The sequence below is a fragment of the Arthrobacter sp. SDR-2R genome (genome assembly GCF_057747955.1).
The window spans coordinates 780,002-800,421 of sequence record NZ_CM173231.1; the positions used below are offsets into that span (position 1 = coordinate 780,002).

General features: G+C 67.0%; 15 protein-coding genes and 1 tRNA gene. 6 read left to right on the top strand and 10 right to left on the bottom strand.

Going from position 1 to position 20,420, the window contains the following annotated elements; translation table 11 throughout:
- Positions 1-140: 140 nt before the first annotated feature.
- Entirely contained in the window at positions 141-2,771 is a 2,631-nt protein-coding gene (locus tag AC3ANU_RS03600; RefSeq protein ID WP_026265876.1) for a trehalase-like domain-containing protein, read from the top strand.
- Positions 2,772-2,835: 64 nt separating this feature from the next.
- Positions 2,836-4,338 carry an MFS transporter gene (locus AC3ANU_RS03605; protein WP_488315472.1) on the top strand — a complete coding sequence of 501 codons (1,503 nt, stop codon included), beginning with the start codon at positions 2,836-2,838 and terminating at the stop codon, positions 4,336-4,338.
- 37 nt (positions 4,339-4,375) lie between these two features.
- Here AC3ANU_RS03605 and AC3ANU_RS03610 read toward each other — a convergent pair whose 3' ends face one another.
- The 4 genes from AC3ANU_RS03610 to AC3ANU_RS03625 all read right to left on the bottom strand — a co-directional run bounded on the left by AC3ANU_RS03610 (position 4,376) and on the right by AC3ANU_RS03625 (position 8,049).
- Positions 4,376-5,521, bottom strand: a complete 1,146-nt coding sequence (locus tag AC3ANU_RS03610; protein WP_134165000.1) for an FAD-dependent oxidoreductase — start codon at positions 5,519-5,521, stop codon at positions 4,376-4,378.
- Positions 5,522-5,563: 42 nt separating this feature from the next.
- Complete coding sequence (locus tag AC3ANU_RS03615) at positions 5,564-6,490, bottom strand: AEC family transporter (protein ID WP_488315473.1); 927 nt, start codon at positions 6,488-6,490, stop codon at positions 5,564-5,566.
- Between the two features lie 51 nt (positions 6,491-6,541).
- Positions 6,542-6,967 (bottom strand): aspartate 1-decarboxylase, encoded by a 426-nt coding sequence (gene panD, locus AC3ANU_RS03620; protein ID WP_026265878.1) that lies wholly within the window; start codon positions 6,965-6,967, stop codon positions 6,542-6,544.
- 167 nt (positions 6,968-7,134) lie between these two features.
- The gene (locus AC3ANU_RS03625; RefSeq protein ID WP_488315474.1) at positions 7,135-8,049 is read right to left on the bottom strand and encodes a LysR substrate-binding domain-containing protein; all 915 of its coding nucleotides are present in this window, start codon (positions 8,047-8,049) and stop codon (positions 7,135-7,137) included.
- Between the two features lie 155 nt (positions 8,050-8,204).
- Here AC3ANU_RS03625 and AC3ANU_RS03630 point away from each other — a divergent pair, with 155 nt between their 5' ends.
- The gene (locus AC3ANU_RS03630) at positions 8,205-9,668 is read left to right on the top strand and encodes an amino acid permease (RefSeq protein WP_026265879.1); all 1,464 of its coding nucleotides are present in this window, start codon (positions 8,205-8,207) and stop codon (positions 9,666-9,668) included.
- 303 nt (positions 9,669-9,971) lie between these two features.
- Positions 9,972-13,478: a bifunctional proline dehydrogenase/L-glutamate gamma-semialdehyde dehydrogenase gene (locus AC3ANU_RS03635; protein ID WP_488315475.1), complete on the top strand. Its 3,507-nt coding sequence runs from the start codon at positions 9,972-9,974 to the stop codon at positions 13,476-13,478.
- A gap of 142 nt (positions 13,479-13,620) precedes the next feature.
- On the opposite strand, the gene AC3ANU_RS03640 is transcribed toward AC3ANU_RS03635, so the two are convergent.
- Both AC3ANU_RS03640 and AC3ANU_RS03645 read right to left on the bottom strand, forming a co-directional pair.
- On the bottom strand, positions 13,621-13,935 hold the full coding sequence (locus tag AC3ANU_RS03640; RefSeq protein WP_134165002.1) for a hypothetical protein: 315 nt from the start codon (positions 13,933-13,935) through the stop codon (positions 13,621-13,623).
- Positions 13,936-14,102: 167 nt separating this feature from the next.
- On the bottom strand, positions 14,103-14,957 hold the full coding sequence (locus AC3ANU_RS03645) for a LysR substrate-binding domain-containing protein (RefSeq protein WP_134165003.1): 855 nt from the start codon (positions 14,955-14,957) through the stop codon (positions 14,103-14,105).
- A gap of 140 nt (positions 14,958-15,097) precedes the next feature.
- Between AC3ANU_RS03645 and AC3ANU_RS03650 the strand changes: the two genes are divergently transcribed.
- Entirely contained in the window at positions 15,098-16,477 is a 1,380-nt protein-coding gene (locus AC3ANU_RS03650) for an MFS transporter (protein WP_488315476.1), read from the top strand.
- Here the strand turns inward: AC3ANU_RS03650 and AC3ANU_RS03655 are convergent.
- The 3 genes from AC3ANU_RS03655 to AC3ANU_RS03665 all read right to left on the bottom strand — a co-directional run bounded on the left by AC3ANU_RS03655 (position 16,474) and on the right by AC3ANU_RS03665 (position 17,967).
- Positions 16,474-17,655, bottom strand: coding sequence for a N(5)-(carboxyethyl)ornithine synthase (locus AC3ANU_RS03655; protein WP_056391939.1), 1,182 nt, complete (start codon positions 17,653-17,655; stop codon positions 16,474-16,476). The two genes, AC3ANU_RS03650 and AC3ANU_RS03655, sit on opposite strands and share 4 nt — an antisense overlap.
- Complete coding sequence (locus AC3ANU_RS03660; RefSeq protein ID WP_018769964.1) at positions 17,652-17,792, bottom strand: hypothetical protein; 141 nt, start codon at positions 17,790-17,792, stop codon at positions 17,652-17,654. The genes AC3ANU_RS03655 and AC3ANU_RS03660 overlap by 4 nt, the downstream gene beginning before the upstream one ends.
- Before the next feature lie 104 nt (positions 17,793-17,896).
- A tRNA-Gly gene (locus AC3ANU_RS03665) sits at positions 17,897-17,967 on the bottom strand.
- Positions 17,968-18,206: 239 nt separating this feature from the next.
- Between AC3ANU_RS03665 and AC3ANU_RS03670 the strand changes: the two genes are divergently transcribed.
- On the top strand, positions 18,207-18,668 hold the full coding sequence (locus tag AC3ANU_RS03670) for an SRPBCC family protein (RefSeq protein WP_056391937.1): 462 nt from the start codon (positions 18,207-18,209) through the stop codon (positions 18,666-18,668).
- 21 nt (positions 18,669-18,689) lie between these two features.
- On the opposite strand, the gene AC3ANU_RS03675 is transcribed toward AC3ANU_RS03670, so the two are convergent.
- On the bottom strand, positions 18,690-20,420 hold the full coding sequence (locus AC3ANU_RS03675) for a CAP domain-containing protein (protein ID WP_268002124.1): 1,731 nt from the start codon (positions 20,418-20,420) through the stop codon (positions 18,690-18,692).

Consider the following 20,420-nt stretch of genomic DNA (forward strand, 5'->3'; position numbering starts at 1 on the left):
ACTTCCGGGGGTAACTGCCCGGGCTGAGGATGGGATGTGCCCCGGGTCATCCACCCGGAACCCCGGGGCGCCAACCGGTAGCCCGCGGACCGTCCGTGCGGCTGTGTTCCCGGCCTGGCCCTGCCTCAAAGGGGTTTTGGATGCCGACGCCATTGAACCAGAGCGTGGCGGATTCCGCGCTGCTCACACGGTCCCTTCCGCTGGACATGCTGCGCGCCTTCATCCAGTCCGATGCGGCGGACAACGGGCTGACCCCCGCCCTGCTCACGGAACTCAAGGTGCTGGCCCGCGTCCCCAGCCTCCTGGTGGCCTGCAATTACGGCGGAACGCTGTGCGACGCCGAAGGCATTTCCACCGAGACGCTCCCGCTGGGCAGCGCGGCCATTGCGCTTCGTGCGCTGGCAGCGCTGCCCAATACCCATGCGGCGATCATCTCGGGCCGCTCACTGCGTGACCTGGCAGCGGTGTCACGGCTGCCCGCGGAGGTGCACCTCATCGGTTCGCACGGCGCCGAAGCGGACATGGGGTTCGCCCACGCGCAGACCCTGGCCACCGAGTCCGTCCTGCAAAAGGTCAATGCCGCCCTCAACGAGGCCGTCGGCTTCCACGAGGGCATCTGGATCGAACGCAAACCGGTGGCAGTTTCGGTGCACACCCGGCCGGCCCGGCCGGACGTGGTGGCGACCGTGACGGAAATTTCCCGGCAGATCGCTGCTGCCCACGGGCTGTTCTTCATTGTGGACGGCTCCGTGCTGGACCTGTCCGTGGTGGAACCGTCCAAGGGCGAGGCCTTGGAGACCCTCAGGTCCCGGCTGGGGGCCAGCGCGGCCATGTTCGCCGGGGACGCCGCCAGCGACGAACTGGCCATCGCCACCCTGCGCGGGCCCGACCTCGGGCTGCACGTGGGCCCGGGCGAGACGGCAGCACCGCACCGCCTCCGCGACCCCCAATCCTTCGCCCGCGTCCTGGCGTTCCTCTTCGAACTGCGGCGGGCGTGGCTGTTCGGGGAGGACGCGGTTGGCCTTGAACGCCACTCGATGATCGGCAACGGCTCCTCCACCGCGCTGCTGACGCCCGACGCGAAGATCTGCTGGATGAGCCACCCCCTGCCGGACTCCGGTTCACTGTTCGCCCACATTTTGGGCGGCGATGCCGCCGGGCACTTCTCGGTGGAACCGGTCAAAGCCTCCCAGGTGCTGGGACAGCGCTACGTGGACAGCACCATGATTGTCGAAACCCGCTGGGCGGACGTCACGGTCACCGACTACCTGGAGCCCGCACCGGAAGGCATCACCAGCCTGGTCCGGGTGCTGACGGGCCACGGCGCAGCCAGGATCACGTTTGCTCCGCGGCCGGACTACGCCAACGCCCCGTTCAGCATGGAGGCGCGGGGCGGGGAACTGCATGTGCTGGGCACCTCGGAGCCCATCATCCTGTTCGCGCCGGGCGCCGCGTTCAGCATCACCTCGGACGGCCGCCATGCCACGGCAACGGCATCCGTCAACCTCCAGGACGGGCCCGTGGTACTCAACCTCCGCTGCGGGGACACCGAACCGCAGTCCGCGGACCCCGGCGGGGAGACGGAACGGCGGGCCCGGGTGGCGCTCCATAGCCGGCAGTGGGTGCAGAACCTTTCCCTGCCATCGGTCAAGCCCTCGCTGGTACGGCGGTCGGCGCTGGTGCTCCGCGCCCTGGTGCATGAACCCACGGGCGCCGTACTCGCGGCCCCCACCACTTCCCTGCCCGAGGGAATCGGCGGGACCAGGAACTGGGATTACCGGTACTGCTGGCTGCGGGATGCCTCCATGACCGTCAATGCGCTGGTGGACCTGGGCTCCACGGCGGAGGCAGCCGGATTCCTGGGCTGGCTGGGCCGGATCCTCGAACACGCACCCGGCCCCGAATGGCTGCACCCCCTTTACTCGGTGACGGGCGCGCCGCTGTCCACGGAAGCCGTGGTCGACAGCCTTCCCGGGTACGCGGGCTCCCGTCCGGTGCGGATCGGAAACGCGGCGGACCACCAGGTCCAGCTGGACGTCTTTGGGCCGGTGGCCGAACTCATCCACTCGCTGAGTGAACGCGAGGGCGCGCTCGCCGACGACTACTGGGAGCTGATGATCCAGATGGCCTCGGCGGTCCTGGCCCGCTGGCATGAGCCGGACCACGGGATCTGGGAAGCCCGGCGGGCGGCACGGCATCACGTGTATTCAAAGGTGATGTGCTGGGTGACCCTGGACCGCGCGCTGCGGACCGCGGCGCGGCACGGCCGGGAGCCGGACCCGGCCTGGGCGCCGGCGGCAGCCACGATCCGTGCGGAAGTGCTCCGTGAGGGCTGGGACGAGTCCGCGAAGTCCTACACTGTTGCCTACGACAGCCCGGACCTGGATGCCGCCGTCCTTCACATCGGTCTCTCCGGCCTGCTGGACGTCACGGACCAGCGTTTCCTGGACACCGTCACCGCCGTGGAGCGGGAGCTGCGGGTGGGGCCAACGGTCTTCCGCTACAGGTACGACGACGGGCTGCCGGGCCTGGAGGGCGGGTTCCACATCTGCACCACCTGGCTGATCGAGGCGTACGTGGCCGTGGGCCGCATCGATGAGGCCTGGGACCTGTTTGACCAGCTGGTGAACCTTTTCGGCCCCACCGGGCTGCTCCCCGAGGAATACGACCCCGGCACCGAGACCCACCTGGGCAACCATCCGCAGGCCTACTCGCACCTGGGTTTCATCCGCTGTGCCCGGCTGCTGGACGAACACCAGGGCAGGAGATAGTCGGCTCCCGTCGTGGGTACGTAGAGTGGAGGTAACAGGGACCCACATTACTGAAACGAGACTGATGACGACCGCCCGCGCCCAGGGAGTGGGGTTCCGGTCCGAACGCGGACCCATCCTCATCGCACTGATGCTGTCCACGGGACTCGTGGCCATCGACTCCACCATCGTGGCCACGGCCGTGCCGTCGATCGTCCGTGACGTGGGCGGCTTTTCGTCCTTCCCCTGGCTGTTCTCCGCCTACCTGCTGGCGCAGGCAGTCACGGTACCCATCTACGGAAAACTTTCGGACATGGCGGGCCGCAAGCCCATCATCCTGACCGGCATTGGCCTGTTCCTGCTGGGTTCCGTGCTGTGCGGCGTCGCCTGGAGCATGCCGTCGCTGATCGCCTTCCGGGCCCTGCAGGGACTGGGCGCCGGCGCGGTGCTTCCGGTGTCCATCACCATCGCGGGCGACATCTACACCCTGCAGGAGCGCGCCAAGGTCCAGGGCTACCTGGCCAGCGTGTGGGCTGTTTCCTCGGTGGTTGGCCCCAGCCTGGGCGGCATTTTCTCCGCGCTGGGCATCTGGCGCGGCATCTTCCTGGTCAACGTTCCGCTCTGCCTGCTGGCCGGGTGGATGCTGGTCCGCACGCTCCACGAAAACGTGGAACGTGCCAAGCACAAGGTGGACTACGCCGGCGCCGTGCTTTTGGCCGGCTCGCTGGGGCTGCTGATCCTCGGCGCCCTCCAGGGCGGCCAGGCCTGGGCCTGGAATTCGCCCATCAGCATTGGCGTCTTCGTGGTGGGCGCAGTCCTGCTGGCCGCGTTCCTCCTGGTGGAGCGGCGCGCGGCCGAACCCATCCTGCCCTCCTGGGTGGTATCGCGGCGCCTGCTGGCCACCACCGCCCTGGTGTCCTTCGGGGTTGGCACGGTGATGATCGGCCTCACCTCCTACGTGCCCACCTTCCTGGAGGGAGCACTGTCTTCCTCGCCCCTGGTGGCCGGCCTGGCCCTGGCAGCCCTGACCCTCGGCTGGCCCCTCAGCGCTTCGCAGGCCGGCAGGTTCTACCTGCGCATCGGCTTCAAGTCCACGGCCCTGATCGGCATCGCCATTTCCGTGGCGGGCCTGCTGATCCTGTCGCTGACCGCCGGCGCCCCCAACGTTGCGCTGATCGCCGTCAGCTGCTTCGTCGTCGGGTTCGGCCTGGGCCTGCTGGCCACGCCAACCCTGATCGCCGCCCAGTCCAGCGTCCCCTGGCATGAACGCGGCGTGGTGACCAGCACCAACATGTTTGCCCGCTCCATCGGCAGTGCGCTGGGCGTGGCCGTGTTCGGTGCCGTGGCCAACGCCATCTACGGCCGCAGCAGCGGCGGCGAGGGGGACCCCGCCACCGTGGTGGCCGCGTCCGGGGCTGTGTTCCTGGCCGCGCTGGTGGCTGGGTTGCTGACCGTCGCGGCGGTGCTGGCCATGCCCGCCGTCAAGGCCGAAACAGCGGATCCTGCCGCAGAACCTGTGAAGGAACTTGTCGATCCGGAACCCGTGTCCAGCCCCGAAGGCGGCTCCAGCCATGGCCGCGCCGTCTAGTGGAATGCCGGCTGGCGCGATGCCCGCCGGGGGATGACTACCGGGAGGCTCGGAAGATCGACGGCGCGGGCCGGCCCCCGGTGGCAAGGTCGGCCAGGATCCGTCCGATGACGGGGGTGAACTTGAAGCCGTGCCCGGAGAAGCCGGCGCCGATCACCACAGGCCCCACCCGGTCCAGGATGAAGTCCTCGTCCGGGGTGGTGGTGTACGTGCAGCTGATGGCCTCGAGGTCATCGGGGTCGACGCCGGGCAGCCACTGCCGCGCGTAGTCCTGCAGCGCTGCCAGCTGCGTTGGTTCGGGCCGGAAGTCGCGGTGGTCCGGGTCCACCACGGGTCCCACCCCATGCCAGCCGGCCTTGATGCCCTCGCCCGGAGTCTGCATGCCATAGACAGGGGAGTACCAGCCCCGGTAGTCCGGACCCGGATAGTGGTTGAAGCCGGGCCACACGGCGCCGGCGTCCGCCACCCGGAAATGCGCAGGCTGCTCCTGCGTCACCCGGAGCCGGGGTAGGCGGATCCCGCCAGCGTCCACGCCTGACGCGTTGCCGGAGAGAATATCCAGCAGCTTCCCGGTCCAGCCGCCTGCCGTCACCACTGCCTGCGCTGCCGTAACCACCTCGGTTCCCGCAGCCGATTCGAGTGTCAGCCGCACGCCGTCGTCGAGCACCACAAAGTCCACGACTTTGGTGTGGTGCCTGATCTCGGCGCCCCGGGCGATGGCCAGCCGCTGGAAGGCGGGCAACGCGGCTTCCGGGTTGAGCTGGCCGCCGTCGGGCATGTGCAGGACCTGCTGGTCGAAGCGGATGCCGCGCCACCGTTCATGCGCCTCGGCAGGGTCCAGGAACTCGGCCCGGATCCCGGCAGCGGTGAGGGCAGCCGAAACCTTTTGGAGGTCCCCGCCGGGGCCGTGGTTGACGATCCCGGTGCGCGCCAGCAGCTGTGTGCCGCTTTCCTGCTCCAGCTCGTCCCACAGGGCCAGCCCCTCGGCCAGCATGTCCACGTACTCGGGCCGGTGGTAGCCCGGGTTCAGGTTCCGTGTTGCCCCGTGGGATGCGCCGATCCTGTGCCCGGGACCGAACTGCTCCACCAGCGTTACCTGCCGGCCGCGGCGGGACAACGCCCACGCGGCGGCGGAGCCCATGGCGCCGCCGCCGATCACCACGGTGTCAAGAACAGTGTTCATCAGCCCTCCAAGCTGGGTGTGCGGTTCAACAGATTTACAGGCTTATGCCAACAAAAGCGCGACGCCGATCATCGCCGGCACTGCCACCACGGTGGTGATCAGCACGGTGTCCTTCGCCACGGTGAGCCCCGTCTGGTACCGGCTGGCGGCCACGAACACGTTCTGCGCAGTGGGCAGGGCCGACGTGACCACCACCGCGAACAAGGCATGGCCGTCCATCCCCAGCGCGAAGCGCGCGAAAACATAGGCAAGGGCCGGCTGGACCACCAGCTTGAAGCCGCTCGCCAGAAGGGTGTCCACGCGCCGCCCGGCCGAGGCCTGCAGCGGGCGGGTGCCGTTCAGGCTCATCCCGAAAGCGATCAGCATGGCGGGAATCGCCGCGCCGCCAATGAGGTGTATGGGTTCCATCACCAGCGCCGGAACCTGGAATCCGGTGCCGGCCACCAGCAGCCCCAGGCCGGAGCCCACAATCATGGGGTTCCGCAGGATCATCAGGAGGAAGCCCAGGGCAGTGGTGCGGTGCGTGCTGGTGCTCGAGTCGAGGATCATCAGGAACATCGGGGTGAAGAACGCCAGCTGGAAGATCAGCAGCGGGGCCACGTAGCTGGCATCGCCCAGGACATATACCGCGATGGGAATACCTAGGTTCGCCGAGTTGGCCAGCGATGCTGACATGGCGGACATCAGCGATTCGGGGAGCGCCCGCTTCAGCCAGAACCTGGCGAGGGCGAAGAAGATGGCGGCGGTGGTGATGGCCGCCGCCGCGGTAACCAGCAGCGGTTCGGCGAACACTTCCTGCAGCCGGGCCTTGCTGAGGGTTTCGAAGAGCAGCGCCGGGCTGGCGACGAAGAAGGTGAGGCCGCTGAGTACGGACCGGGCGTTGTCGCCCAGGATCCTCCGCCGGCCCACGAACCATCCCACCAGGATGATGCACCAGACCACGAAGAACCCGGCCAGCACCCCTAGCAAGGATCAGCCTTTTGGGCGCACTGGAGTAAAGGACCGGGTTGCACGCTCCGGTTACAGGGTGGCGTTGTTAAGCGCGAAAGGGGGGCGCATCATCCCGGGGGTGAGGCCCTCTGCGGGATCGTTGCCCAGCTGGATCATCCGGTTGTTTTCATCCACATGGACCACGCGGGGCTCGTAGGCCTTGGCCTCTTCGGTGGTCATCTGGGCGTAGGTGATGAGGATGACAATGTCGTTCTCGTGCATGAGGTGCGCCGCTGCACCATTGATGCCGATCACGCCGGAGCCGCGCTCGCCGGCGATGGTGTAGGTCTCAAGCCGCGCGCCGTTGGTGACATCCACAATGGACACCAGCTCGCCGGGGAGGATGTCGGCGGCCTCGAGCAGGTCAAGGTCCACAGTGACCGACCCAACGTAGTGCAGGTCGGCGTGCGTGACGGTGGCCCGGTGGATTTTGGACTTGAACATTGTTCGATTCATAACGGCTCCAGTCTAGACCTGCGGCCTTCTGCCCGCAGTGACGCAGGAAACACAAGAGTCACGTACGCTGCTGCGCAGTGATGCCGGGGATCGCTGCGCAGGGTGCGCACCTGCGCAACGACGTGCTGTGCGGCGGCGCAGGGAAGGGTGCGTACGACGGCGGCCGGTCACCCGGCGTCGTCCCTTGCCACTGCGGCGGCGGCCGCAGCCAGGGTCTCCCGGGCGGCCAGGATGGCCGGGCGCTGGGCGCTGGAGCGGCGGACCGAGGTGAATATGGTGCGGTGCGGCTTGCCGGGAAGCTCCAGCAGCTGGGCCGTGGTGCCGCGGCCGGTCCACACCAGGTCCGGCATCAGGGCCACGGCATTGCCGGACTCGATCAGGCGTGCCTGGGCCTGCAGGTCTGCGGTCTCAAAGCGGACATCGGGCTCGAAGCCGGAGCTGCGGCAGGCCTGTTCCGCCCAATGGCGCGACGCGGCACCCCTCGGTTCCATGACCCAGGCGAGGTGCGCCGTGTCCTCGATTCCGCGAATGGCCGGGCCGCCGTCGGACGCCGGGGGGACCGCCAGCCGGATGGCGTCGGTGGTCAGCTTTACCCGGTCCAGCTCCGGATAGCGCGGGGCGGCGTGCCCGGGGTATTGCTCGGCGATGACCAGGTCGAAGTCGCGCGCCCATGTCTCATGCAGCGCGGTCTCGGGCTCGCGCTGGATCATCTCGATCCGGACCTCGGGGTAGGCGGTGGCCATGCGGGTGAGGGTGTCCGGCATCAGGGCCAGCGCCGCGGACTGGAACACGGCAATCCGCACCGTCCCCGTGACTGTGGTCAGGGACGCGGCCAGGTCCGCTTCGGCCTGCTCCATGGTTTCCAGCAGCTGCGCCGTGTGCGCCACGAGCACCTCCGCCTGGGGTGTCAGCTGCACCCGCCGCCCGGTCTTCCGGAGCAGTTCCACGCCCACTTCCTTCTCCAGCAGGGCCAGCTGCTGGGATACCGACGACGGGCTGTACTGCAGTGCCTCAGCCACCTCTGCCAGCGTCCCCCGGATGCTTAACTCGCGGAGCAGCCGAAGCCTGCGGACGTCAAGCATGATGGATTCCTAACTGAAACTAATGAATATAGGTTAGAAGTAGTCACTTTATCTAACGCAACCGCGCACGCATACTGTTGAAACCGAGTTACCCCCGTCACAGCCAGTTTCCTTGGCGTGCCGCGGCGGGGTCGCACCCCAAGCAGGAGTTCCTGATGAGCAGTAAAGATATGAGCCAATCGATCATGCGGCGCAAGCCAATTGATGACATCGAAGAAGAAAACAAGCACAGCGGACTGTTCAAGTCCCTTGGCCTGTGGCAGCTCACCGCCATCGGCGTTGGCGGAATCATCGGCGTCGGCATCTTTTCCCTCGCGGGACTGGTGGCCGCCGGCAGCGAAGGAACACCCGGGGTGGGGCCCGCGGTACTGATTTCCTTCCTGATCGCAGGCCTGGCCTCAGCGGCCGCAGCCCTGTCCTACGCGGAGTTCGCGGGCATGATCCCGCGCGCCGGCTCCGCCTACACCTATGGCTACGTAGCGCTCGGCGAGGTGATCGGCTGGTTCATCGGCTGGGACCTGCTGCTGGAATACATTGCCATTGTGGCGGTGGTGGCCATCGGCATCTCCGGCTACCTTGATGCCTTCCTCGCCGGCATCGGCATCCATTTGCCCACCTGGATGACCTCCACCGCAGACGAGGGCAAGGGCGGCATCGTCAACATTCCTGCCATCCTGGTCTGCCTGCTGGTGACCTGGATCCTCTCCCGCGGCACCAAGGCGTTCGGCCGGTTCGAACTCGTGGCCGTGGCCATCAAGGTCATCCTGATCCTCTTCATCATCGGGCTGGGCATCTTCTACATCGACACCAACAACTACAACCCGTTCATGCCCAGCGGCTTCGGTCCCGTGGTGGCAGGCTCCGCCACTGTCTTCTTCGCCGTGTTCGGCTACGACGCCATGAGCACCGCGGCAGAGGAAGCCAAGGACGGCAAGAAGCACATGCCCAAGGCCATCGTGCTTTCGCTCATCATCGCCATGCTGCTTTACGTTGCCGCCACCCTGGTCCTCACCGGCATGCAGAACTACAAGGACATCGACCCCAAGGCGGGCTTCGCCTCGGCCTTCACCTCCGTGGGGCTCCCGGTCATCGCCACCATCATCTCTGTGTTCGCCGTGCTGTCCATCCTCACCGTGATGCTGACGTTCCTCCTGGGCGTTACCCGTGTCTGGTTCTCCATGAGCCGCGACGGCCTGCTCCCCGGCTGGTTCTCCAAGACCGACCGCCACGGCACCCCGCAGCGCGTCACCTGGATCGGCGGCATCGCGTCCGCTTTCCTTGCCGGCGTGTTCCCCATCAAGGCGGTCGCTGACCTGACCAACATCGGCATCCTGGCCGCGTTCGTCGTCGTCTGCCTGTCCGTGATCATCTTCCGCTACAAGCGCCCCGACGCCCCCCGCACGTTCCGCCTGCCGCTGATGCCCCTGGTTCCGGCCTTCGGCGTCCTTGCCTCGGCCTTCCTGATGCTGCAGCTGCACTGGGAGACCTGGCTGCGGTTCGTGGTGTGGCTGATCATCGGCCTGGCCATCTACTTCGGCTACGGCCGCAAGCACTCGCTGATGAACCCCAACAGCCCGCGCCATGAGGAGCTCGTGGAGCTGCACCGCCCCCTCGCCTAACCCTCCTCCGGGACGCCCGCTCACATCCGGCGGATTTTCCGGGAACCCCCGCTCACTTATGGGCGTCCCGCAGCGAACCCCCGCTCACCCAGTGAGCGGGGGTTCGCTGTTTGTTGCCGGAAGTGAGCGGGCGTTGAGGTTTCGGGCGTCAAAGGTGAGCGGGCGTGCGGGGGCGGAACCAGGGCGGCAAATCATCGGTTTTCCTAACCTGTATTGGTTGGAAAAGATCGCTTTATCTTATGTGAGCAGAAGCTCATACTGGTGGAAAGACCTTCTCCCACGGCAAGAAAGATCGGGAAAATCATGACCCACGTTGCAATGGAACCAGCAACTTCAGCCGGTCCCGCACCGCTGACCGTCGACGTCGACGTCCCCCAGGCAAAGGCCCTCGCCAATGAGTCAGTCGCCTTGGTCCGCCGCTGGCTCACCGAGGCCTCCAAGGTCCCCGTGGACGCCTCCGCCGAGCAGCTGGCCGGCGTGCTGAAGGACCCCAACGGCCTGGAGTTCACCGTGGGCTTCGTGGACGGCGTGGTCCGTCCCGAGGACCTGAACGTGGCGGCCCGCAACCTGGCCAAGCTCGCCCCCAAGGTCCCGGCCTTCCTGCCCTGGTACATGCGCAGCGCCGTGGCCCTCGGCGGCACCATGGCCCCCGTCATGCCGCAGGTGGTCATCCCCATCGCCCGCAGGGTGCTCCGTGAAATGGTGGGCCACCTGATCGTTGACGCCACCGACGCCAAGCTGGGCCCGGCCATCGCCAAGATCCGCAAGGACGGCATCAAGCTCAACGTCAACCTCCTCGGCGAGGCAGTCCTGGGCGAACACGAGGCGTCCCGCCGGCTCGAGGGCACGCACACGCTGCTGGCCCGTCCCGACGTCGACTACGTTTCCATCAAGGTCTCCTCCACCGTGGCCCCGCACTCCGCCTGGGCGTTCGATGAAGCCGTGGAACACGTCGTCGAAAAGCTCACCCCGCTCTTCCAGCGCGCAAACTCCTTCGCCGGCCCGGGAAAGAAGGCAAAGTTCATCAACCTGGACATGGAGGAGTACAAGGACCTGGACATGACCATCGCGGTCTTCACCAGGATCCTGGACAAGCCCGAGTTCAAGGACCTCGAGGCCGGCATCGTGCTCCAGGCCTACCTCCCGGACGCACTCTCCGCCATGATCCGCCTGCAGGACTGGGCCGCCGAGCGCCGCGCCAAGGGCGGCGCGGGCATCAAGGTCCGCGTGGTCAAGGGTGCCAACCTGCCCATGGAGCAGGTGGAGGCCTCCCTGCATGACTGGCCGCTGGCCACCTGGGGCACCAAGCAGGACTCGGACACCAGCTACAAGCGGGTCATCAACTACGCGCTGCACCCGGACCGGATCCAGAACATCCGGATCGGCGTGGCCGGCCACAACCTGTTCGACATCGCCTTCGCCTGGCTCCTGGCCAAGCAGCGCGGCGTGGAGTCCGGCATCGAGTTCGAGATGCTGCTGGGCATGGCGCAGGGCCAGGCAGAGGCGGTCAAGAAGGACGTGGGCTCCCTGCTGCTCTACACCCCCGTGGTGCACCCCTCCGAGTTCGACGTCGCCATCGCCTACCTGATCCGCCGCCTGGAAGAAGGCGCCAGCCAGGAAAACTTCATGTCCGCCGTCTTCGAACTCAGCGAGAACGAAGGCCTCTTCGAGCGCGAAAAGCAGCGCTTTCTGTCCTCGCTCGACGCCCTGGACAACAGCGTGCCGCTGCCCAACCGGCGCCAGGACCGCAACCTCCCGCCGGAGCCCATGCCGCACGCCGGTTTCCGGAACACCCCGGACACCGATCCCGCGCTGCCGGCCAACCGCACCTGGGGCCGCGCCATCCTGGAACGCGTCCCGGCCTCCACCCTGGGCAACGCGTCGGTCAAGGCCGCGTTCATCAACGACGAAGCAACCCTCAACACGGCCATCGCCAACGCCGTGGAAAAGGGCAAGGACTGGGGCGCCCTGTCCGGCAACGAGCGCGCGGACATCCTGCACCGCGCCGGGGAAATCCTGGAAGCCCGCCGGGCCGACCTCCTGGAGGTCATGGCCAGCGAGACCGGCAAGACGATCGACCAGGGCGACCCCGAAGTCAGCGAAGCCGTGGACTTCGCCCACTACTACGCCGAGTCCGCGCGGAAGCTGGACACGGTCGACGGCGCCACGTTCGTCCCAGCCAGGCTCACCGTTGTCACGCCGCCCTGGAACTTCCCGGTCGCCATCCCCGCAGGGTCCACCCTCGCGGCACTCGCCGCCGGCTCCGCCGTCGTCATCAAGCCTGCCAAGCAGGCCGCACGCAGCGGCGCCGTGATGATCGAAGCCCTGTGGGAAGCCGGCGTGCCCAGGGGCGTGCTGACTATGGTGCAGCTGGGGGAGCGGGAACTGGGCCGGCAGCTGATCAGCCACCCGTCCGTGGACCGCGTGATCCTCACCGGCGGCTACGAAACCGCTGAGCTGTTCCGTTCCTTCCGCAAGGACCTGCCGCTGCTTGCTGAAACGAGCGGCAAGAATGCCATCATCGTCACGCCCAGCGCGGACCTGGACCTGGCGGCCAAGGATGTGGCCTACTCCGCGTTCGGCCATGCCGGCCAGAAGTGCTCCGCGGCCTCGCTGGTGATCCTTGTGGGCTCGGTTGCCAAGTCCAAGCGCTTCCACAACCAGCTGATTGACGCCGTGACGTCCCTGAAGGTGGGCTACCCGCAGGACCCCACCAGCCAGATGGGCCCCATCATCGAGCCCGCCAACGGCAAACTCCTCAACGCCCTGACCACCCTGGGCGACGGCGAGAACTGGGCCGTGGAACCGCGGAAGCTGGATGACACCGGGCGGCTGTGGAGCCCCGGCGTGCGGTACGGCGTCAAGCGCGGCTCCTACTTCCACCTGACCGAGTTCTTCGGCCCGGTCCTGGGTGTGATGACCGCTGGCACGCTGGAAGAGGCCATCGCCATCCAGAACCAGATCGAGTACGGCCTCACCGCAGGCCTGCACTCGCTGAACTCCGAGGAGCTGGGCATCTGGCTGGACACCATCCAGGCCGGCAACCTCTATGTGAACCGCGGCATCACCGGCGCCATCGTGCAGCGCCAGCCGTTCGGCGGCTGGAAGAAGTCCGCCGTCGGCGCCGGAACCAAGGCCGGCGGCCCCAACTACTTGGCCGGGCTCGGCGATTGGGCGCCGGGCACGGCCTCGGCGAATGCCGCTGTCACCCACCCCGGCGTGCGGCGCATCGTCAACGCCGCCGGCCCCGCCCTGCAGCCCGCCGAGCTCGAGTCCGTCCAGCGCGCCCTGGCCTCCGACGCCGAGGCGTGGGCCAAGGAGTTCGGGACCGCCAAGGACGTCTCCGGACTCAGCGCCGAGCGCAACATCTTCCGCTACCGGAGCCTGCCGGTCACCATCCGGCTCTCCGAAGGCGCGCCGCTGGCGCACCTCGTCCGGACTGTGGCGGCCGGCGTGCTGGCGGGTTCGGCAGTCACCGTGTCCACCGCCGTCGAACTTCCCGCCCAGCTGCGCTCCGTGCTCACCGCCCTTGATATCGACGTAGTGGTGGAGTCCGACGCCGGCTGGCTGGCTTCGGCGGCAGGCCTCGCCTCCGCGGGCAAACTGTCCGGTGCGCGCATCCGCCTGATCGGCGGCGACGCTTCCGCGCTCGCCGATGCGACCGGCGGCCGGCCCGACGTGGCCATCTATGCCCACGCCGTCACAGAGGCCGGGCGCGTGGAACTGCTTCCGTTCCTGCACGAGCAGGCCGTCAGCATCACGGCACACCGGTTCGGCACCCCGAACCACCTGTCGGACGCACTGATCTGAGCCATTGAGGCTCTGATCCCTTGAAACCCGCGCGCCGGAGCCAGGCGCAAGGAAAGGCCGGGCAGCCACCGAACGGCGGCTGCCCGGCCGTGTCCCTCTTCAGGGCCTTGCCTCTTTAGAGCAGTGTGTTTAGCCGGCCTCTTTAGCCCAGATACCAGCCCGGTGGTGTCCAGGTGGCCGGGACGCTGTGGGCCGAGAATTCCTCGCAGCGGGTGCAGGTGTACGCCACTTCGCCGAGGGTGGCTACGCTTCCGTCACGCCGGTAGGTGGGCGGAATGTACGATTCGAGGTAGACGAACTCGTCGGTACGGCATTTGTCGCAGGTGGGTTTTCCCACGTAGCCGGAGTCCACGGAAGCGTGTCCGGTTCCGAGGGTGTTCTGGCGGGTGGACGGCCGTGCGGTGTTGTACGGGCGCGCGTGCGCTGAACCGAGATGGATGTTCCTGGCTGTCGTCATTGGCTGCCTGTCCCAAGCGCGGCTTTCCGGCATGCGGATGCGCGCTTGTTTTAGTGAACCGGCCTGCTGCTTGACCTTGGTAATTGAGCATAGGGGATGGCACCTCCCCTATCAATGGACACGGGCCCCTAACTCCCCTAAATGCAGGAATTTGTGCCGGTAGGGAGTTAAGTTTGGCGGTTAATGGTCCTTCCGACGATCGATTGGGTGAGGGCGTCGATCACCTCGGCGTTGGCCAACGGGTTGCGGATCAGCGTGAAATCCACATCCCCCACCGCCGGAAGATCGAACCGGCGCGTGATGATTTTCAGGTCCTCGGGCACCAGCGACGTCGGCATCACGGCCACGCCGATGCCGGCCCGGACTGCCGCAAGCACGCCGCTGATCTGGCGGGTGGTGCAGGTGATCCGCCAGGTCCTGCCATGGGCTTCCAGCGCATCGATGGCCAACTTCCGGCTGAGGCTGGGGGCAGGGTAGGCGATCAGGGGCACGGGCGTCCCAGGCTCCAGCACCGTCTGCTCCAGCCCCACCCAGGAGAAGGAATCGTGCTGGACCACGGTGCCGTCCTTTGCGCCGGCCACCCATTTCACGAACACCAGGTCCAGCTGTCCGGCGTTGAGCTTCCGGTACAGCTGGTCGCTTTGCCCAACGGTCAGTTCCAGGTTGATCTGCGGGTAGATCTGCCGGAATTCACGCAGGATCCGGGGCAGCCCGGTGATGGCGAGGTCGTCCGCGGTGCCGAACCTCAGGCGGCCGCGCATTGCCGAGCCGGAGAAGTAGCGCGCGGCGGCGTCGTGCGCGGACAGGATGTTGCGGGCAAAACCCGCCATGGCGTCGCCGTTGTCCGTGAGCCTGACGTCCCGGGTATCCCGGGCAATCAGGCTGCGTTTGGCGGCCGCTTCAAGTTTTCGGATGTGCTGGCTGATGGTGGGCTGGGCCAGGCCCAGGCGCTCGGCGGCCTTGGTGAAACTCAGGGTGTCCGCCACCGCGAGGAAGGAACGCAGCTGGGCTGGTTCAAACATTGTGGGTTCCCGGGCCTTCCACTCTGGATGGGTTATTGCGTTTCGCAATACGAGTTATAGGGACCATACGCCTCCATAATCTGCTCCGCCAGCCTAGCGTTAAGGACATCCCAGACCGCCCGCAATTTGAGGACACTCCTGTGGCACCCCCACCGCCTTCGTCGGCCTCCGTCTCCCAGCCAGTCATCGACGCCGCGGGCACACCGCCGCCGGACAACCAGACCCAGCCGCTCGCCGTCGTCGCCGAAAAGCTCCCCTGGAAGCACACCTTCATCTCGTTGAAAGTGCCCAACTTCCGGATCTTCGCCGTGGGCCACTTCATCGCCGTCATTGCCATCTGGATGCAGCGCATCGCCCAGGACTGGCTGGTGCTGCAGCTCTCGGGATCGGTGACGGCCGTCGGATTCACGGTGGCCCTGCAGTTCATGCCCTCCCTGCTGCTTGGCCCGTGGGGCGGCATGATCGCCGACCGGTTCGCCAAGCGGAAAATCCTCATCCTGTGCCAGGCTATGGCCGCCATCCTGGCTGCATCACTGGCCCTGCTGGCGCTCACCGGCGTCATCATGGTCTGGCATGTCTATGTCATCGCCTGCGTCCTGGGCCTGGTGACCGTCCTTGACCAGCCCGCACGGCAGGTGTTCGTCAATGAACTCGTCGGCCCCATGTATCTGCGGAACGCCATCAGCGTCAATTCCACCACCTTCCAGCTGGGCGGGCTGATCGGCCCTGCGATCGCGGGCCTGCTCCTGACGGCGGTAGGGGCGGGCTGGGCGTTCGCGGCGAACGCCCTGGCCTGCTGCTCAACGGTGACCATGCTCCTGCTCCTGCGCAAGGACCAGCTGTACGTCAGCGCCCCGACGCCCAAGAGCAAGGGCATGCTCCGGGAAGGGCTGCGCTACGCGCTGAGCAAGCCCACCATCTACTGGCCGTGGCTCATGGCGGGGTTCATCTCGGTCTTCGCCATGAGCCTGCCGGTGCTGCTTGCCGCCTACGCGGACCACATCTTCCAGGTGGGCGCCGGCGGGTACGGACTCCTCAACGCCCTGGTGGCACTGGGTGCCCTGTCCGGCGCCGTGGCGTCCACCCGCCGTCGGCAGCTCCGCCTGCGGTCCGTGGTGTTCTGCGCGGGGATGTATGGCCTGATGCTCTGCCTCGCAACCCTCGCCCCGTCCATGGTGTGGTTCGGGGCCGTGATGGTCCTGTCCGGGTTCTGGTGCCTGATGTTCCTTACCGGCTCAAACCAGCTGGTGCAGGTCAGTTCCAACATGGCCATCCGCGGCCGCGTGATGAGCCTGTACATCATGGTGCTGATCGGGGGCCAGGCGCTGGGCGGCCCCATGCTGGGCTGGATCGCCGAACATGCCGATCCCCACGTTGCCCTGCTGGTATCCGGCGGTGTTCCCGCGCTGGCGGCCATGACGGTGGCGGTGGTCCTGGCGCGCAAGGGTGGATTGAAGCTCCGGATGGACCTGAAAGGCGGCCACCCGGTGAGGATCGTCAGCCGCCACGCAGGTGCCTAGGACTGCGCCAGCCGGTCCGCCATGTGAAGAACCTGGTGCGGATACTCCGGGGAGCGCTCCTGGAACTGGAGCACGGCTTCATTGCGGATGACCCCGTCACGGATCTCGATGGCCCGTGCGATGGTGTCATTGCCTTCCCAGGCGTCAGGACCGGCCATCACGGTTTCGAGGAACGGCTGCAGGGCCTGGCTGATCTCCCAGCTGGAGGAGTTCCAGAGGTAGGAGGGGCTGTGGTCCACCGCGTAGTAGTTGATGTGGTCCCCGACCGTAAACATCGGATCGGCAAACGTGGTGGAGCGGGCCCAGCTGAATCCCATGCCCTCATCACAGGAGACATCGATGATGAGGCTGCCCGGGCGGAATCCCGCCAGGTCCTCTGGCCGCAGGTACGTCAGCGGGTTGTTGGGGTCCTGCAGCGTGCAGTTGACCACGATGTCGCTTTCGGCGAGGAACGGGGCCAGCGGAACCCGGCCCCGCTCGGTGATGACCTGGCTCAGGAAGGGGGCCTCGGCGTCGTGGTCAAACTGCACGATGTTCACCGAATGGATAGGGGCACCCACCGCAGCCACACCGCGGTTGGTGAGCACCTGGACGTCGTGGACGCCGTGTGCGTTCAGTGCCGTCACAGCCCCGCGGGCGGTGGCGCCGAAACCGATCACCATGGCACTGAGGCGGCGCCCGTAGTCCCCGGTGGAACCGGTCAGGGCCAGCGCGTGCAGGACCGAACAGTAGCCGGCAAGTTCGTTGTTCTTGTGGAACACGTGCAGGCCGAACCCGCCGTCGCTGGCCCAGTGGTTCATCGCCTCAAAGGCGATGAGGGTGAGCTTCTTGTCAATGGCGAGTTGGGTGATGGCACGGTCCTGGACGCAGTGCGGCCACCCCCAGAGGACCTGCCCATCGCGCATGTCGGCAAGGTCTTCCGGCTGGGGTTTGGGCAGGAGCACGACGTCGGCCGCGGCCAGTAGCTCTTCCCTGTCCGCCATTCTTCCCACCAAGGTGGAGAGGTGGCTGTCCGGAACACCGAAGCGCTCGCCGTAGCCCTGTTCCAGGATGATGCGTCCGCGGAGTTCGGGGTCGATCCGCTCAAAATGCAGGGGATGGATGGGAACCCGGCGCTCGTCCGGTTTCCGCGTAGTGGCCAGGACGCCCAGGCTCAGCTGGGCCTGTTGGCCTGTCACTTCTTCTTAGCGGCCTTGCTGGATGTGATGTCCAGGGAGCTGGCCGGCGCAGCGGCGGCCTTCTTGTCTGCGCGCTTTTCCTTGAGGGACTTGCCGGACTTTTTTGATGCCGTTTGACGCGGGGACTTGTCAGCCATGATTGCTCCTGTAGCGGAACCGAAAAGGTTCCTGACTACCGACCCTACACCCCTGTACCTAATACGCGCCGGGGGTTGCAAAGCTGTGGGAAGAGGGAAAACAGAGCGGCTGACGGGAATCGAACCCGCGTATCAAGCTTGGGAAGCTAGCGCTCTACCATTGAGCTACAGCCGCATGCCGCCACTCGCGCGGGGCAGAACTTAGCTTAGCGCAGATCTGCGGGCTCCCCGCCAACCCCGAAGCTGCGCGGCTTTCGTGTCCTGAACGCGGGACGTCATCCAGTAACTCTTCAATAACGTCGGCGCTGTCGGCTGGGTCTGGGCGCCGGGCGCTGGCTAACCTGATCCGGGTAGCGGCCGCGTTGGGGGAGGCAGCTATTGCGGCAGCCCACGTCAACCACAGGAACTATCTTCATGGCAATCGCAGAGTACGAGGTCCTCATAGAACGCGACGCCATGGCCGTCTACCAGTACCTCCTCGACGCCACCAATCTTCCCTCCTGGCGCAACGATGTCCGCAGCGTGAAGCTCGTGCAGGGGCCGGCCGAGGCTGCGGGGGCTGTCTACCGGAAAATGGTGGCGGGCCGTTCGGGCCTGAGCATTCCCGCGGACCTGGAAATCACCAACGTGCGCCCCGGCGCAGAAATCCAGTTCCACGTTGTGTCCGGGCCGGCAACCCGCTGGGGCGGCTATTACCTGAGCACCGAAGACGCGGGAACCCGGGTCCGGTTCGCCATGGAAGCCAAACGCGAGGGGCGCCTCGGTTTCTTCAGCAGGTTCGGCTTCCTGGACGGTATGCTGCAGCGCCGTGTCAGCGCGGATGTGGCCCAACTGGACCGGCTGAAGCACGTGCTGGAGCTCCAACCGGCCATCTGAGCCCATGCCGGCAGTCCCGGCCTACTGGGCCAGCCGCTGCCCGGTCCAGGGTCCGGCAAGGTTCGACGGCGAGGCAAGGCTTCCCGCGGTCAGGTCCCAGTACTGCACGGTGTCGTTGGCGCGGCGGAGCGCCACGCCCGTGGAGTTCAGCCCAGTGACGTTGCGCAGCGCCCGGATTCCCGTAACGTCCGTCCAGCCGGTGGCCACGGTGGGCCGCGTCTCTGCACGTAGTGCGGTGGTGCCCCACCCGCGGTAGAGCTGCACGCTGCCGTCCGCTTTCAGCGCCAGCACGTCCTGGAAGCCATCGGCGTCATAGTCCACCATCGAAAGCCGGGAAGCGTAAACACCGGTGGCAACGGTGGCCCGCTCCGCGATGTCGCCGGTGCCCTTGTTGGCGTAGAGGAACAGGTTCCCGGCCCCGTCCAGGGCCAGGATCTGGGGCATCCGGTTGTTGGCGCACCAGCCGCCCACGGCCAGGGTCAGCGTGTTCCAGCCGCCCTTACCGAGAGTGATGGCGGCCTGGAACCCACCCCCGGCGATGCCCCGGTGCAGTGTGAGGTCGCCGCCGGTCCACTGGGTGAGGACGTCATATGTGCCGTCACGGTCCCAGTCCGTGACAAAGACTTCCTTCGCTCCGCTGAACCCTGCGCCGATCACCCTGGCCGGAGCATAGGTGCGGGGTCCGGTGGATGCCCTGTCCAGCAGCTGCCCTGCGGAGTCGACGGACACGATGTCGGCCGGGCCTGTGATCGCGGCGGCGGCGAGATTAAGCGTGGGCGGCATGTGCTTGGCGGGTGCATCGCACAGGCTAGGCGCCGGCGGCGGGAAAGCGTCCCCTGATCCCCGGCCGCCCGGGGAATCCAGGGTCCCCGCCGGCAGCGTGGTGTAGCCGAAGAAGTTCACCACGCCCCAGATCTGGTAGGTGGAGTTGGTGTAGGAAATGCCGGCACCCATCACGTTGAACCGTGGATCGAGGAGCATGGCGTTGTGGCCCGGCGACCCCTTCCACCATTCCACCAGCTGGGCGGCGTCGCGGTCGGTACGGATGGCGATCACCTCGCCGGCGCCGTTGTTGGGGCTGAGGGCGCGGGGATCGGTCCAGAAACTTGCCCGGTGCTCGATCACGTCACGGCCGGCGATGCTGTCCGACCATTCCTGCGACATGCCCGCCACCGTGGGGTGGTACTTGACCTTGTTCAGGCCGTTGGCCACCCGGTATTCGTTGATCCTGGTGAACACGGTGAGGATGGCTGCAGCATTCGAGTCCGGGACCAGTGCCTCCGTGGAGGGAAGCGCGGTGCCGGACTCAGGGGTGGCCAGCCGGGTGGCCGGCGGCGAAGCCAGTTCCTGGTCCGGCGCCCACAACGGAGGGATGGACACCGTCTGGGCTGCGGACTCCGCCGGAACGGCTGTTGGTGATGCCACCGGTGACGTTTCCGTGGAGGGCACAAGCGCAGTTGTTGCAGGAGCGGCTGTCACGGGCGCGGACGCCGCAGTTGGCGTGGCTGTGGCCGCCGGCAGGGGCGAGGCCACCCGGATGTCCGGGTCCACGGCAGGGGTGAGGCGTCCTGCGGAACCGCCACCATCGACGGATGTTCCGCCCCGAACCACGGGAGCCGCCAGCGAGATGCCAGCCGAATCCGCCTGGCTGAACGGCAGCGGCGCGGGAGGCGCTGCTGCCGACGAAGAGACCAGTGCCCACGCACAGAGCACGCCAATGAAAGAGGGTGCCACCAATTTATTCACAAACAT